A 15,212-nucleotide genomic window follows, 5' to 3' on the forward strand; every position below is an offset into this window, starting at 1 on the left:
CATCTGGATTCAGGGGTAAGTCACTGATGGAATACGATTACATCCCGCTGCCGCAGCGCAAGCCGCTGATCTGGCCGAACGGTGCGCGGGTCGCGCTGATCCTCACGTTCAACCTTGAAACGTGGGACCTGACCAAGGATACCGACAAGCCCTATTACGCGGGCGGCCCGGCGATCCTGCCCGGCGATCCTGCCCGACGTGCTGCCCGGCAACACGCCTGATTTCCCCAACTTCACCTGGCGCGAATATGGCCAGCGCGTTGGCCTGTGGCGGCTGATCGACCTGTTTGACGAGCTGGGCGTGAAGGCCAGCTGCACCACCAATGCCGTCACGTTCGAACGGCGCAAGGCCATGACCGATGCCGTGCTCGAACGCGGCTGGGAGCTGCTCACCCACAACTGGGAACAGGGCGAACTGCTTTCGAGCTTCGCGCATGAACCGGCCAAGGAGCGCGACATCATCCTGCGCAGCCTTGAACAGTTCGAGAAGTTCACCGGGCGCAAGAGCAAGGGCTGGCTCTCGTCCTCGCTGCGCGGCACGATGCAGACGGCCGACATCCTCGCCGAATATGGCTGCACCTTCTACTGCGACATCATGAACGACGATCAGCCCTACCTGCTGCGCACGCCGCACGGGCCGATCGTCTCCGTGCCTTATTCCAACGAAATCAACGATTTCACCTTCATCACGCGCAAGAACTACACCACCAACGAATACCGCGATGCGCTGATCGAGGAACTCGACGTGCTCCATGCCGAAGGGGCGAAGACCGGGCGGATCATGAACCTCGGCCTGCACCCGCACGTTTCGGGCCGCGCCCATCGCGTGCGGGCGCTGCGGGAATTCATCGAACACGCCAAGAGTCTGCCGGGCGTGTGGTGGGCCACGCGAGAGGAGATTGCCGAGTGGTATCTCGCCAACCATGAATCGCATATCCCGGGGCAATTGAAGTGAGCAAACCGCAGACCATCCTGATCGTCGGCGGTGGCGTTGCGGGCATGACCGCCTCTGCCGCGCTCGCCCAGCAGGGCTTCAAGGTGACGCTGCTGGAAAGCGCGCCGCAGTTCGGCGAGATCGGCGCCGGGCTGACGTTGACGCCCAATGCGATGAAGGGCCTCGATTTCATCGGCATCTGCGAGGAAGCGGCAGCGGTTGCGGTCGAGCCGACGCGCCAGCGCATCCAGCACTGGCAGGACGGGCGCACGCTGGTGGCGATGGACCGCTCAACCCAGCGCGCAAAGTACGGTGCGCCCTACATCACCGTCCACCGCGCCGACCTGCATGGCGTGATGACCCGCGCGGCCGAGCGTTCGGGCGTGGAGATGATCGCCGGGGCGCAAGTCGTCTCCAGCGATGGCACGACGGTGACGTTGGCCGATGGCCGCCAGTTCTCCGCCGATGTGCTGGTCGGTGCCGATGGCGTGAAGAGCGTTATCCGCCAGCGGTTTGGTGATGATGCACCGCACTTCACTGGCCATGTCGCATGGCGCTGCCTGGTGCCGGTGACCGAAGAAATTCAGGACCTTTCCGATTTCCCCGGCATCATCATCGGCCCCGGCGCGATGATGAACCGCTACAACGTGCGCGGTTCGAAGGTGATGAACTTCGTGTTCTTCGCGCGGCAGGAAGGCTGGAACGAGGAAGGCTGGACGACGCCCGCGGATCCTGCCGAACTGCAGTCGATCTATGGCCACTGGTGCGAAGATGCGCAGCGGCTGTTGAAGGCCGCCGTGGCGCAGCCGCTGTTCAAGTGGGCGATCAACGCGCGCAAGCCGATGGATACCTGGGTGCAGGGTGGCAATGTCACGCTGATCGGCGATGCGGCGCACGCGATGACGCCGTTCCTCGGCCATGGTGCGGCCTGCGGGATCGAGGATGCGGTGGTGCTGGCGCGTGCGCTGGCGGCATCGGATTCTGCGGCCGAGGGTCTGGCCCGCTATGAGAAGGCGCGGCACGAGCGCGCCACGTTCATCCAGCAGGAATCGAACGCCAACGCCGATCGCATGCAGGGACAGGACACCGACCTGTTCGGCTTGGGCGAGATGAAGGACGAGGAATCGCTGGGCCTGTTCTCCTATGACCCGAGGACCGTCGAAGTATGAGCGTTTCGCCAGTTCCCTTTGACGGCAATCCGATAGCGCCCGAGACGGAATGTTTCCTCGGGGAAACACACCGGCTCCTGATCGGCGGGGAATGGGTCGAAGGTTCGGGCGAACTGGAAACGCGCGATCCGGCGACGGGGCTGGTGCTGGCAAGGTTCCAGACCGGCGGCGCGGCGGAAGTGGACCGGGCAGTCAAGGCCGCGCGCGCCGCGTTCGAAGGGCCATGGGGCCGCATGACCGTGGCCGAGCGTACCGCGCTGCTGCACAAGCTGGCGCGGGTGATGGACGCAAATGCCACGCTGCTGACCGAGCTCGACGTGATCGACAACGGCATGCCGCGCTTCATCGCCGGGCTGACCACCGCGAACTGCGTCGAGATGATCGACTATTACGCGGGCGCGGTGATGCGGATCGAGGGCACGACCATCGCCCCGCCGCGCCATATCGCCGCCGAAACCGAAGCGCTGACTTATACCCTGCGCGAGCCGGTGGGCGTGGCCGGCCAGATCGTGCCGTGGAACGTGCCGCTTTCGACCGCGATCCTCAAGCTCGCCCCGGCACTGGCGGCGGGCTGCACGGTGGTGATGAAGCCATCGGAGGAAACCCCGCTTTCAGCGCTGGCGCTGGGAGGCATGATCCTCGAAGCCGGGATTCCGGCGGGCGTGGTCAATATCGTCAACGGCGTGGGGGCAGAGGCGGGGCAGGCTCTGGCCGAGCATCCCGGCGTCGACAAGATCTCGTTCACCGGATCGACCGCTACGGGCAAGCGCATCATCCAGGCGGCGCTCGGCAACCTCAAGAAGGTCAGCCTCGAACTTGGCGGCAAGAGCCCGGTGGTGGTCATGCCCGATGCCGATCTGGCGCTGGCCGTGCCCGGCGTGGCGATGGCGACGTTCTTCCTTCAGGGCCAGAACTGCATGGCCGGCACGCGCATCTTTGCCCATGCCGCGATCCACGACGAGCTGATGGAAGGCGTTGCGGCGTTCTGCAAGGTCATGACGCTGGGCCACGGCCTTGATCCCGCGACCACGCAGGGCCCGATGATCTCGGACGGGCATGCGGCCAAGGTCATGGGCTATATCGAGCGCGCCAGGGCCGATGGCGTGACCTTGATTGCTGGCGGCGAGAAGCTCGACCGGCCGGGCAACTTCATCCAGCCCACGGTGTTCACCAGCTGCGACAATGCCATGCCGCTGATGCGCGAGGAGATCTTCGGCCCGGTCATGGCCGTGCAGAAGTTCGAAAGCGAAGATGTGGAAGCTATCGCCGCCCTTGCCAACGATACGCCCTATGGCCTGTCGGGCAGCGTGTGGACGCGCGATCTTTCCACCGCGCACCGCCTGGTCAAGCGCATCCGCGCCGGCCAGGTCTCGATCAACTGCCACGGCGCGGTCGGCACCAACATCCCGTTCGGCGGCTATGGCCAATCGGGCTGGGGCCGTGAGTTCGGGCAGGAAGGGCTGGACGCCTATCTCGAGACGAAGGCTGTTACTGCCAGACTTTAAATAGGGAACCAGATGATGAGCGAAGGACTGGATCGGCGTTCGGCGATGATGTTGGCGCCGGTGGGAATGATGGGCCTGTCGCTAGCAGGGGCTGCGGGGGCTGCAACGATGCCAGGCGCAGCACGGTCTGTGCCTGCCGATCCTGCCGCCCGTGCAAAGATGCGTGCGCGCATAATCGGGTCTACCGTAGATGAAACAGTCTACATCTTCTATCGGCTGAACATCTACGGTTATGACGGTGGCAGCCTGGTGCCGTTCTTCACCATGAACCACCTGTCGGTAAACAAATGGCAGCAGGCCGCGCCGGACCGCTATGTCACCAAGACGTTTGAATGCGGCGTCTATTGCAAGTTCGATACCGACGAAGTGCTGGAAGAGTGGGAAAACCCCTACACGAAGGAAAAGCGCCGCGTCTGGCAGTTTCTGGGCGGTCCGTTCGAAGTGACGATCGGGCCTGACGGCGTGATCACCAAGGGTGCCGAACTCGAACCGAACCCGCTGCGCATGGAATCCCTGGGCAGCATGGTCATCGTGCCGACCGCGGCATCGATGGCGCGGCCAAGCCCGATCGATCCGCAGAAGTATCCCAAGCTCTACGCGGGGCCGACCTCGTATTGGGAATCACAGGCGACTTACGTGGCATCGGCCACGCAGGCCTTTGACGAAAGCGTGACTTCCGCTGACGCCTTCTGCCATTTCCAGAACATGGGTTCCTGGCATCCCTGGCTGGGCATGGGCCAGCGCCCGGGGCGCACCTACGGCAATTCCCACGGCGCCAAGTTGCGCTCGCTCGACGGAAATCCGCCGGCGGCGCGCAAGGGTCTGGAAAAGTACACGCCAGAAATCTTCGACACTGCGAACTCGTCGAAGCCGAGGTGGGATATCCTCGAATACCTCGCCAATCCGCAGCTCTGATTGTCCGCTTTGCCTGTTATCCCAGTGGTCAGGCGCTCCCGGCGGGGGCGCCATTCGAAAGGTCGTGGCTGATCGCGGCGGCTGTCGCCTTCAGGTCGTCGAGGTAGGTTTCGAGCGCGGTCGAGAGCTTCATGGCGGCGACGAAGAAGACCATCGTCATGGCCGCTTCGAAGTGGCCGTTGCGGAAGATCGGCACGGCGATCGACGAGGTCTTGCCTGGCGTCAGGTTGAAGTGGTTGCGGCCCTGCACGGCATAGCCATCGGCGCGGATGCGGTCGACATCGAGGCTGACTTCGGCGGTGGCGAGGTAGTTGAGGTCGATGTCCTGCGAAACGCGCATGAAGCGCAGGATCATCTCGCGCTCCTCATCGTCGGCAAAGGCCATCGAGACCTTGCCCGAGGCGCTGTCGAGGATCGGCAGGGTGAAGCCCGGATAGTAATGCTCGAAGGTCAATGACGAATTGGCATGGGTGCTGTCGCGCAGCATCATCTCGCGGCCGACGCGGATGGCGATGGAGACCGGCCAGCCCGCACGGGCAGTGAAGGCGACGATGTGCGGGCGGGCGATGCGGACCAGTTCGTCATCGTGCTGGAAGCCGGTGGCCAGCGTCTGCACGAGGGCGGTGGCGCGGTAGCGCTTGCGGGCGGGCTCCTGCTCAATCAGGCCTTCGTAAAGCAGGGTCTGCACGATGCGGCAGGCGGTGGGGTAGGGGACCTCTGCCGACTTGGCGATTTCCATCATCGAAAGCGAGCCGTGGCGGTTGATTGCCTTCAGCGCGGCGATGGATCGCGTGATCGACCGGATAGGAACGCCTTTTTCCATTGTACGACTCCCCTTGTCACTTCTGTGGTTGGCCGCAGAGTGACAAGAGAATGTCATTTAACCGAATTGTTCAAGGAATTATCCGCCTGTCGGATAAACCTGTCCCCAATTCGGAACAATCACCATCCGGGGACAATGACCTGCCGGACGGCCTTGCCCTGGGCGAGCTTGTCCATCAGGTCGTTGATTTCCTCAAGCGGGCTCACCGAAGTCAGCAGCTTTTCGACCGGCATCCGGCCTGCCTTCCACAAGGCGATATAACGAGGAATGTCGCGCGCCGGGATTGACGAACCCATGTAGCTGCCCATCAGCGTCTTGCCCTCGGCGACGAGCGACAAGGCATTGATTTCAAGCATTTCTGTCGGGTTCGGCAAGCCCACGGTGACGATGCGTCCGCCGCGCCTGGCGGCTTTGTAGGCCAGCGCGAGAACGGCAGCCTTGCCCACGGTCTCGATCACCACGTCGGTTCCGAACAGCGCTTCGTCCTCGCCCGGGGCGACGGCGGCAGCGGCGCCGAGTTCGAGGGCGAGTGCGCGCTTTTCGGGCGAGGGGTCAACCGCGACGACCGGCTGTGCCCCTGCCGCAAGCGCGCCGAGCAGCGCGGCGAGGCCGACGCCGCCAAGGCCGTAGATCAGGACCGACTCGCCGGGGCGGACCTGCGCCGTGTTCATCACCGCGCCGACCCCCGTCAGCACCGCGCAGCCGAACAGGGCGGCGGTCTCGGGCGGGATGTCCTTGTCGATCTTCACCAGCGAACGGCGATCGACCACGGCCTGCGTGGCGAAGGCCGAGACGCCGAGGTGGTGATGGACATGCTCACCGTCACAGGAAAGGCGCGAACCACCCTGCATCAGCTCGCCCTTGCCATTGGCGGCGGCGGCATTGGCGCAAAGGTAGCCCTGGCCCGAGGCGCAGGCGACGCAGTGCCCGCACGAGGGCAGGAACACCAGCACGACGCGGTCGCCAACCGCCAGAGACCCATCGCCTTCATCGCCCAATGCCAGCACGGTGGCGGCAGCTTCGTGGCCCAGCGCCATCGGCATCGGGCGCGGCCGGTCGCCGTTGATGACGGACAGATCGGAGTGGCACAGGCCCGCAGCGTCAATCCGCACCAGCACTTCGCCGGGTTTCGGATCGGCGAGTTCGAGCGTCTTGACCTCGAGCGGCTTGTTCACCGCATAGGGAGCGGGGTTGTTGCCGCTCTGCTTGAGGACGGCGGCGGCGATGCGGCGTGTGGTCATCAGCCAGCCTTGCCCCACTTCTTTTCAAACGCCCACACGTCCTCAAAGCCGATCAGCGAGCAGAACTCGGAGAAATCGAACAGGCCATCGGGCTGGCCCACGCCGTTGTCCTTGAGATCGCGCAGGACCTTTTCCATCGCGGCACAGGCGGCAAGGCTGGTGAGCGAGGGGTAGATGGCATAGGCATAGCCGATCTCGGCCAGCACCTCGGCGGGCGGGACCGGCGTCTTGCCGTGGTTCGACATGTTGGCCATGCAGGGCTTGTCGAGCACGGCGCAGGCCTTGCGCATTTCCTCCTCGCTGTGCAGCGCTTCGGGGAAAAGCACGTCGGCCCCGGCCTTCGAATAGGCTTCGAGGCGGCGCAGCACGCCATCGAGGCCTTCGCTCTCGCGCGCATCGGTGCGGGCGATCACGACGAAGTCCTCGCATTCCCGCGAGTCCACGGCGACCTGGATCTTCTCGACCATGTCCTCGGTCGAGATCAGGCGCTTGAACGGCGTGTGGCCGCACTTCTTGGGGAATTGCTGGTCCTCGATCTGGATCGCGGTGACGCCGCTGGCCTCATAGCCCTTCACGGTGTGGTGGACGTTGAGCAGGCCGCCATAGCCGGTATCGCCATCGGCGATGACTGCCGCGTTGGAAGTGCGCGCCAGCGTCTCCATGCGGTTGCGCATTTCGGTGTAGGTGGCGATGCCGGCGTCGGGCAGGCCCCAAGCCGAGGCGGTGAGCCAGTAGCCGGTGCCATAGACGATATCGAAGCCGACCTTGTTGGCGATCACCGCGGTGATCATGTCCTGGATGCCGGGGACGACGAAGAACTTTCCGGAGTTCAGCTTCTCGCGGAGGATGGGATTTGCCACTGATCTGGTCCTTGTACTGCAGTTATGCCCACCCCGCTGCGACTAACTCCGCCTTCGGCTCCGTAAGTCTCGCTCCCCTCCCGCAAGCGGGAGGGGTTGGGGGTGGGCTTCCAGTTATGTGTTTGCCCAGCGCGGAGCCTTGGGAGCGGGGAGGCCGGTTTCGGCAAGGCAGTTGGCGCGCAGGGTTTCGATATCGGGACCGAAGTTGAACACGCCAAGCTCGCCGCGTTCGGCGCGCATCTTCGTGCGCAGTGCATCGGTGGCAGCGGCATCGACCGCGCCGTCCTTCAGCACCACGCCATAGCGCAGGGCGCCCTTTTCGGTGACGAGGCCTTGCTTGAGTTCGACCGCCAGCAGTTCGGGATCGCGTTCGAGCGGGTCGCCCCAGCCGCCGCCACCCCAGGTGATGAAGTGCAGGCGATCGCCGGGTTCGACCGGGTAGTCTTTCAGCTTGTTGCCGACGACGATCTCGGTGCCGTCGGCCTTGACCAGAACCTTGCGCGCGCGGGCGCCCGGCTCGCCGCCGTTTACGCCCCAGGGCGGCACGAACCAGCGGTCGTCATGGATGGCGATGGTGCCGGGTTCCAGGAACTTGTAGACCATGTCGATGCCGTTGCCGCCACGGTGCAGACCGGCGCCGCCGCTATCGGGAACGGTCTCGTAGCGCTCGATCACCAGCGGGAAGTAGCGTTCGAGGAACTCGTTGGGCACGTTGGTGAAGCCGGGGAACAGCGAGTGGCCATCGGGGCCATCGCCCAGCGGGCGTCCGGGGATGCCGCCGAAGCCGATCTGGAAGAGCTGGAACCACTTTCCGTTCCTGTCGGTGCCGGCATAGAACAGGTGCGGCGAGGACGAGAAGCCTGCGGCATTGAGGAATTCCGGCGTCTTCTGGCCTAGCAACCCGCCGAGGATATCGAACAGGCGGCCGAGCACGTGGGTGCGGCCCGAGAGCGCGGCGGGGAACTTTGGCTTCAACAGCGATCCTTCGGGGATGCGCACGTCGATCAGGTCGTAATAGCCGTCGTTGAACAGGATCTGCGGATCGAAGATCATGATCATGTAGATGCCGAAGAACATGCGCATCATGTTCTCGTTGAGCAGCATGTTGATCGAGGCCTGGCTCTGCGGATCGGTGCCGGCGAAATCGAGCACCACGCGGCCGTCCTCGCGCCACATCGTGCACTTGATCTTGTAGGGGCCATAGCCCAGGCCGTCGTCGCAGATGTAGTCTTCGAAGCTGACCTTGTCTTCGCTGATCGAACTGGCGATCAGCTGCTTCATCGCACGGTGGTTGCGTTCGAGCAGCATCGTCGTGGCCGAGGTGAACACGTCGTCGCCGAAACGCTCGGCCATTTCATAGACGCGGCGCGCGGCGACGCGGCACGAGGCGATCAGGGCGTTGAGGTCAGCCTTGCACCAGTCCGGCGTGCGGGTCTGATGCATGACCAGCTTGATCAGGTCCTCGTTGTATTCGCCCTTCTTCCAGATCTTGACCGGCGGGATGCGCACGCCTTCCTGGAAGATCGAGGTGGCGTGGATCGGCATCGAGCCGGGAACCATGCCGCCGATGTCGGACTGGTGGCCGAACATCGAGGTATAGGCGATCAGGCGGCCGTCCTTGAACACGGGGAGCAGGACCAGCCAGTCGTTCGAGTGGCTGATGGCGCCCTGCACCGAGTAGGGGTCGGACAGGAAGATCAGGTCGCCGTCCTCGACGGTGCCGTCATAGCCATCGAGGAACGGGCCGATGTACGATCCGAACTGGCCGACGATCATCTTGCCGGTGTGATCGGCGATGAGCGGGAAGGCGTCGCCCTGCTCGCGGATGCCCGGAGACATCGCGGTGCGGACAAGCGTCGCGTCCATTTCGATCCGCGCATTGCGCAGCGCGTTCTCGATGATGTCGAGCGTGACCGGATCGACGGCAACCGGGTTGAAGGGCGTGGTGTTGGCCTGGATGATCTGTGCGGGCATGGCTTAGTCCTCAGGCGAGGTTGATCAGGATGTTGCCGACATGGTCGACGCGGCCGGTACAGCCGGCTTCGATCAGCGTGGTGGAGTCCATCTCCACGACGATGGCGGGGCCGGGGATCACGTCGCCGGCACGAAGCCTGGCGCGGTCATAGATCACGGCGGGGACCATGGCGCCATCGGCCCACAGTTCATGGTCGCGCACCTTGGCGGCGATCGGATCGCCGTTGCCCACTTCGAGCGGCGGGGCGGGCAGGTCGAGCGCGGGGCCCATGGCGACGGCGCGCAGGTTCACCAGTTCGTGCGCCGAATCCATGTTGAAGGTGAACAGACGCTTGTGTTCGGCATCGAAGCGGTCGGTCACGCCCTTCAGGCCATCGCGGCGGAGAACTTCGGCGTCGATCGACAGCGGCACTTCGAAGGCCTGGCCTTCGTAGCGGATGTCGAGTTCGAACTGGCTGGTGACATCGGCGTCACTGATGCCTTCGGCGGTCAGTTCGGCGCGGGTCTGCGCGGCCATGTCATCAAGCAGGGCGAGAACTTCGGCCTCGTCGGTCTCGTCGACGCGGCGGCTGAACGAACGCGCGGTTTCGGTGCGCATGCGCGTGGTGGCATCGCCCAGGGCGCAGAGCACGCCGGGGCTGACCGGGGAGACGGCAGGCCACGAGCCCATCAGCTTGGCCACGGCGTTCACGTGGAGCGGGCCGGCGCCGCCGAAGCCCATCACCGCGAAGTCGCGCGGGTCATAGCCCTGCTGCACCGAAATCATGCGCAGTGCGCCGAACATGTTCTCGTTGACGATGTCGATGATCCCGCGCGCGGCTTCCATCAGGCCGATGCCCAGCGCGTCGGCGATGGTCTGCACCGCCTTCTTGGCGCCTTCGCGGTCAAGCTTGAAGGTGCCGCCGAGCAGGTTCTCAGGGAGGTAGCCAAGCACGACGTTGGCGTCCGTCACAGTCGGCAGGGTGCCGCCCTTGCTGTAGGCGACAGGGCCGGGCACGGCGCCCGCCGACTGCGGGCCGACGCGCAGCGCGCCGGTGAGTTCCGGCACATAGGCGATCGAGCCGCCGCCCGCGCCAACCGTCTTCACGTCAAGCGCCGAGGCGCGGACCGAGAGGTGGCCGACTTCGGTGGTGCGCTGGCGGCGCGCTTCAAGATTCTCGATCAGGGCCACGTCGGTGGAGGTGCCGCCGACGTCGAGCGTCAGGATGTTCTTGATGCCCGAATTGCGACCAACCCAGATCGCGCCGGTGACGCCGCCTGCAGGACCCGACATGAGCAGCGAGACGGGATGCTCTTCCGACTTTTCGGAGGACATCAACCCGCCGTCCGAACGCAGCAGCGAGAGCGATCCGGCCATACCGGCACCGCGCAGGCTATCGCGCAGGTTGTGAATGTACTTGCGCATCACCGGGCGCACCGCGGCGTTGGCAACGGTCGTCAGGGTGCGTTCGTATTCCTGCATTTCGGGCAGGACTTCGTGGCTCAGCGACATCGGGATGCCGGGCATGATCTCTGCCGCGAGTTCGCCGATGCGCTTTTCATGCGCGCCGTTGAGGTAGGCGTTGACGAGGCTGACGGTCAGCGCTTCCACGCCGCTGTCGCGCAGGGCGACGAGGGCTTCGCGCACTTGCGCTTCGTCGAGCGGTTCCAGCTCATTGCCTTGCGCATCCATGCGGCCGCGCACTTCGACGGTGTCCTGCAGCGCGGCCAGTGGCACCGGCTTTGGCCAGACGATCCATCCGGCAAGCCCGCCCGGCACGAACGAGCGGGCGATCTGCATGACCTGGCGATAGCCATCGGTGGTGACAAGGCCGACGCGCGCGCCCTTGCCTTCGAGCACGGCGTTGGTCGCCACGGTGGTACCGTGGAGGAAGAATTCGACGTCCGACGGGCTGATGCCCGCCTTTTCGCAGATGGCGGTCACGCCGTTCAGAATGCCTTCCGAACTGTCGTGCGGGGTCGACGGCGTCTTGTTGCGCCAGAATTCGCCAGTGCTCTGGTTGAACAGCAGGAGGTCGGTGAACGTGCCACCCACGTCCACGCCCAGTCGATAGGTCATGTCTACCCCGATCGCTTGTGTCTTGCGGCGGAATCGCCGTCCGTTTGCAGTGAGGCGAGTGCTATTCATATCCTCCGCGCCGGGGGGATTTTCGGACAGAGTTATCCGCCAAGCGGCTTTTCAGCCGTGGCGGCGGAGTTCCGCCGAACCGGGAAAATCCGCTGTTCGGATAAGCTTACGTGATCTCTGTTCGCGGCACGGCGCGCGGTGTCGACTGCCGCCAAATCACGTTCGAGGAAGGATTCTGCAATGGCCGCATGGCTGGTGGTGACGGCGACGCTCAAGGACCGCGATGCATTCATGGCCTGCGGCTATTCGCAGAGGGCGGCGACAATCCTCGAGCAGCATGGTGGGCGCTATGTCATCCGCGCGCCGGGGGCAACCGTCCTGGAAGGCGAAGGCGCAGAAGGTGCATCGGTGGTCGTCTCGGAATGGCCGAGCCGGGAGGCCGCGCTCGGCTTCTACAATTCGCCCGAATATACCGAGGCCAAGAAGCTGCGCGAGGGGCTGGCGGAGATCAACGTGACGCTGGTTGGCGCGTGATGATCGGGCGCATTGGCCCGATTGCGGCAAGCCTGCTGGCGCTTTCCGGCGTTGCGGCAGAAGCGAAGCCGGGCAAGCGCTTCAACGATTGCGGCAGGGACTGCCCCGACATGATCGCGATAGCTCCCGGCACGTTCAGCATGGGCGCGGACGTGGGCGAGGAAGGCCGCCCGGAAGGGCCGGTGCGGCAAGTGACGATCACGCGGCCGTTCGCGCTTGGCGTTCATGAGGTGACCAACGCGCAGTATTCGCGCTTTATTGCCGAAACCGGGCGCACGCCTTCCAGGGGGTGTCGTTCGATTGTGGGCGGCAAGGTCGAGATCGTGCCGGAGGGCGATTACCTGAACCCAGGCACCGGTGCAGGCGCGGGTGCGCCGGACAAGCCGGTTGTCTGCGTTTCGTGGCGTGATGCCAAGGCCTATGCTGCGTGGCTTTCCGAGAAGACGGGGCAGAACTATCGCCTGCCTTCGGAAGCGGAATGGGAATATGCCGCGCGCGCCGGGAAGCCGGGCGACTACTACTGGGGCAACTCCATCGACGCTGCCTGCACCCACGCCAACGTCTATGACAAGGACGGCGCAGCGGGCGGCGCGGTGCCCGTGTTCTCGACCGCCGAAGGTGCGGTTACCGTACCGCATGCCCAGTGCAGCGACGGCCATGCCGAGGTGGCGCCGGTCGGCAGCTACCGGGCCAATGCCTTCGGCCTGCATGACATGACCGGCAATGTCTGGGAATGGGTGGAGGACTGCTACTTCGCGCCCTATCCGTCAGGCGCGCCGACAGATGGCTCGGCCTATCAGGTCAGTGGCGAGTGCCCGCGGCGTGCCGTGCGCGGGGGGAGCTGGATGAGTTCGCCGTTCCGCAACCGCACCTCGTGGCGCGGGCGCGATCCGGAAGACCTGGTGACGTGGATATTCGGCTTCCGCGTGGCACGTGATCTTCCGGCGAAGGACGCGAAGTGACCGACACGACGCGCGCTCTCGTCAATCTCAGCCGCCGTGGCGTGCTCGCCGGGCTGGGTCTTGGCGCGGGTGGGCTGTTGCTGGGCCGTGGCGGTGCCGCCTGGGCGGTGACGGATAGCGCCAATACCCCTGCGCAGTTCGGACCGATGCTGGCAATTGCGCCGGACGGGGTGGTGACGCTGGTCGTGCCGACTTCGGAAATGGGGCAGGGCACGCAGGAAGCCTTGGCGCGCATCGTTGCCGAAGAGCTTGACTGCGATTTTGCGCGGCTTGTGGTGCAGCTGCCATGGGCTGATCCGGCCTTTTCCAATCCGTTCGCGCGCCGCCAGCTTACTGCCAACTCGATGAGCGTGACCGGCTATTATGCCGCTCTGCGAAAGCTCGGCGCGGGCGCTCGGGCGATGTTGCTGCAGGCGGCAGCGGTACGGCTTTCGGTTCCGGTGGAGGGCCTTTCCGCCCGCGCAGGCCGGATCACGGGTGGCCCCAGTGAACTGACCTTCGGTGAGGTGGCGGCTGATGCGGCCAAGCTGCGGGTTCCGGCCGAGCCAAGGCTCAAGGACCCGGCAGGCTTCGGCGTGATCGGCGGCAAGACGCCGCGCAAGGACCTTCACGCCAAGGTGACCGGAGCGGCGACGTTCGGGATCGACGTGGCGGAACCCGGGATGCTGATCGCTGCGCTGGTGCTCGCACCCCATCCCGAAGCGAGCTTCACGGCCAAGGGGCTGGACGAGGCACGCAAGCTGCCGGGCGTGTTTGCCACTGCGCAGGTCAAGGGCGGCGTGGCCATTCTGGCCGACCGGTTCTGGCGCGCGCAAAAGGCCGCGCAGGGCGTGTCTCTCGAGGTCAGCGCCAGCCCGACTGCCGGACTTTCTGACGAAAGCTTGGCGGCAGGGTTGCAAGCAGCGTTCGATGCGATCGAGCCCGCGCCGTTTCCGAACCTTGACCTGAGCGGCTTTCCGCCCAAGCTGCAGCGGGCGGACAAGCCGCAGGTTCTTGCCGCTGTTGCCGCAGCACCGCGCAAGGTGGAGGCGGCATACGAAGTCCCTCATCTGGCCCATGCCACGATGGAGCCGATCTGCTGCTCCGCCAAGCTGACCGATGATGGCCTGCTGATCCGCGGGCCGCTACAGGACCCGGCGTTCAGCCGGGCACTGGGCGCGAAGCTGACTGGCCTGCCGCTCGACAAGGTGCGCGTCGAAGTGACGTTCCTTGGCGGCGGGTTCGGGCGCAAGTGGGGGACGGATTTCGTCGGCATCGCCGTGCAGGCAGCGCAGGCGGCACCGGGGCGTCTGGTCAAGACGGTGTGGACGCGCGAGCAGGACTTCGCGATGGACCAGTTCCGCCCCGCCTTTGCGGTCCGCTCGGTCGCCGGGCTTGATGCGACGGGGAAGCCAACCGCGATCCACAGCCGCATCGCCGGTGAATCCATCGCCGCCTATCACAAGATGTCCGGCATTCCCGGCTTTGAAGGGCTGGCCGATGCCAACTCGGCGGCGCAGCTGATATATGGCGCCTATGCCGTGCCGCAGAAGCTGATCGAATACCACAAGACCGATCTGGCAGTGCCGGTCGGGTTCTGGCGATCGGTCACGATGTCGCAGAATGCGTTCTTTGCCGAATCCTTCATCGACGAGCTTGCCTTTGCGGCCGGCGAGGACGCGCTCGCCTATCGCCTCGCCATGCTGGACCCGCAGCCTCGCATCCGCGTAGTGCTGGAAAAGGCGGCGGCGATGATCGGGTGGCAGGCGCGCAAGCCGGGTTCCGGAAGGAAGCCCGGAAAGGATGGGGGCAAAGGGCGCGGCATTGCCTTCAGTTATGCCGAGAACAGCTTCTGCGCGATCGCGGCGGAAGTGACCGTCAAGCGCAAGGCGCTGACCATCGACCGGCTGGCCTGCGCCTTCGATTGCGGGCTGGCGATCGATCCGGTCAGCACCGAGGGGCAGATCTCGGGCGGCATCGTGTTCGGCCTGCAGGCCGCGCTGTGGGGTGAGGTTCACTTCGCCGATGGGCGGCCGACGGCGGAGAACTTCGGCGATTACCGCATGCCGCTGCTGGCCGACATTCCGCCGATCGAGGTGGCGCTTATCCCTGGCGGCACGAGACCGGGGCCGGTGGGGGAGGCTTCGACGCCGGTGGTTGCGCCCGCGCTGTGCAACGCCATAGCTGACGCCGGGGGGCCGCGCATTCGCGCTCTTCCCATCGCGCGCACGCTGGAAACCTGAGGGGCC

The 15,212-nt window shown here is 65.2% G+C and carries 13 protein-coding genes; 8 read left to right on the forward strand and 5 right to left on the reverse strand.

Going from position 1 to position 15,212, the window contains the following annotated elements; all coding sequences use genetic code 11:
• Positions 1–26: 26 nt before the first annotated feature.
• The 5 genes from AX703_RS28295 to AX703_RS09425 are packed head-to-tail and all read left to right on the forward strand — an operon-like array spanning position 27 to position 4,522.
• Complete coding sequence (locus AX703_RS28295) at positions 27–221, forward strand: hypothetical protein (RefSeq protein ID WP_231735468.1); 195 nt, start codon at positions 27–29, stop codon at positions 219–221.
• Positions 199–954 (forward strand): polysaccharide deacetylase family protein, encoded by a 756-nt coding sequence (locus tag AX703_RS09410; RefSeq protein ID WP_231735469.1) that lies wholly within the window; start codon positions 199–201, stop codon positions 952–954. Before AX703_RS28295 ends, AX703_RS09410 begins: the two co-directional genes overlap by 23 nt.
• Entirely contained in the window at positions 951–2,102 is a 1,152-nt protein-coding gene (locus AX703_RS09415) for an FAD-dependent monooxygenase (RefSeq protein ID WP_062343757.1), read from the forward strand. Before AX703_RS09410 ends, AX703_RS09415 begins: the two co-directional genes overlap by 4 nt.
• Entirely contained in the window at positions 2,099–3,607 is a 1,509-nt protein-coding gene (locus AX703_RS09420) for an aldehyde dehydrogenase (protein ID WP_062343758.1), read from the forward strand. The genes AX703_RS09415 and AX703_RS09420 overlap by 4 nt, the downstream gene beginning before the upstream one ends.
• A 15-nt stretch (positions 3,608–3,622) precedes the next feature.
• Positions 3,623–4,522: a DUF1838 family protein gene (locus AX703_RS09425; protein WP_197423664.1), complete on the forward strand. Its 900-nt coding sequence runs from the start codon at positions 3,623–3,625 to the stop codon at positions 4,520–4,522.
• A 28-nt stretch (positions 4,523–4,550) separates the two neighbouring features.
• On the opposite strand, the gene AX703_RS09430 is transcribed toward AX703_RS09425, so the two are convergent.
• The 5 genes from AX703_RS09430 to AX703_RS09450 form a co-directional block, all read right to left on the reverse strand.
• The gene (locus tag AX703_RS09430; RefSeq protein WP_062343760.1) at positions 4,551–5,345 is read right to left on the reverse strand and encodes an IclR family transcriptional regulator; all 795 of its coding nucleotides are present in this window, start codon (positions 5,343–5,345) and stop codon (positions 4,551–4,553) included.
• A gap of 119 nt (positions 5,346–5,464) precedes the next feature.
• Positions 5,465–6,586 (reverse strand): zinc-binding dehydrogenase, encoded by a 1,122-nt coding sequence (locus tag AX703_RS09435; protein ID WP_062343869.1) that lies wholly within the window; start codon positions 6,584–6,586, stop codon positions 5,465–5,467.
• Positions 6,586–7,446, reverse strand: a complete 861-nt coding sequence (locus AX703_RS09440; protein ID WP_062343761.1) for an oxaloacetate decarboxylase — start codon at positions 7,444–7,446, stop codon at positions 6,586–6,588. Before AX703_RS09440 ends, AX703_RS09435 begins: the two co-directional genes overlap by 1 nt.
• A 114-nt stretch (positions 7,447–7,560) precedes the next feature.
• Positions 7,561–9,420, reverse strand: a complete 1,860-nt coding sequence (locus tag AX703_RS09445; RefSeq protein ID WP_062343762.1) for a hydantoinase B/oxoprolinase family protein — start codon at positions 9,418–9,420, stop codon at positions 7,561–7,563.
• A 10-nt stretch (positions 9,421–9,430) separates the two neighbouring features.
• Positions 9,431–11,479, reverse strand: coding sequence for a hydantoinase/oxoprolinase family protein (locus AX703_RS09450; protein ID WP_062343763.1), 2,049 nt, complete (start codon positions 11,477–11,479; stop codon positions 9,431–9,433).
• Positions 11,480–11,728: 249 nt separating this feature from the next.
• Between AX703_RS09450 and AX703_RS09455 the strand changes: the two genes are divergently transcribed.
• From AX703_RS09455 to AX703_RS09465, 3 genes are read left to right on the forward strand one after another with little or no spacing between them, the layout of a single operon-like run.
• Positions 11,729–12,022 carry a DUF1330 domain-containing protein gene (locus tag AX703_RS09455; protein WP_062343764.1) on the forward strand — a complete coding sequence of 98 codons (294 nt, stop codon included), beginning with the start codon at positions 11,729–11,731 and terminating at the stop codon, positions 12,020–12,022.
• Positions 12,022–12,984, forward strand: a complete 963-nt coding sequence (locus tag AX703_RS09460; protein WP_062343765.1) for a formylglycine-generating enzyme family protein — start codon at positions 12,022–12,024, stop codon at positions 12,982–12,984. The genes AX703_RS09455 and AX703_RS09460 overlap by 1 nt, the downstream gene beginning before the upstream one ends.
• Positions 12,981–15,206 carry a molybdopterin cofactor-binding domain-containing protein gene (locus AX703_RS09465; RefSeq protein WP_062343766.1) on the forward strand — a complete coding sequence of 742 codons (2,226 nt, stop codon included), beginning with the start codon at positions 12,981–12,983 and terminating at the stop codon, positions 15,204–15,206. The genes AX703_RS09460 and AX703_RS09465 overlap by 4 nt, the downstream gene beginning before the upstream one ends.
• The last annotated feature ends 6 nt before the right edge of the window (positions 15,207–15,212 follow it).

The sequence above is a fragment of the Novosphingobium sp. CCH12-A3 genome (assembly GCF_001556015.1).
In the GTDB taxonomy this organism is placed as follows: domain Bacteria; phylum Pseudomonadota; class Alphaproteobacteria; order Sphingomonadales; family Sphingomonadaceae; genus Novosphingobium; species Novosphingobium subterraneum.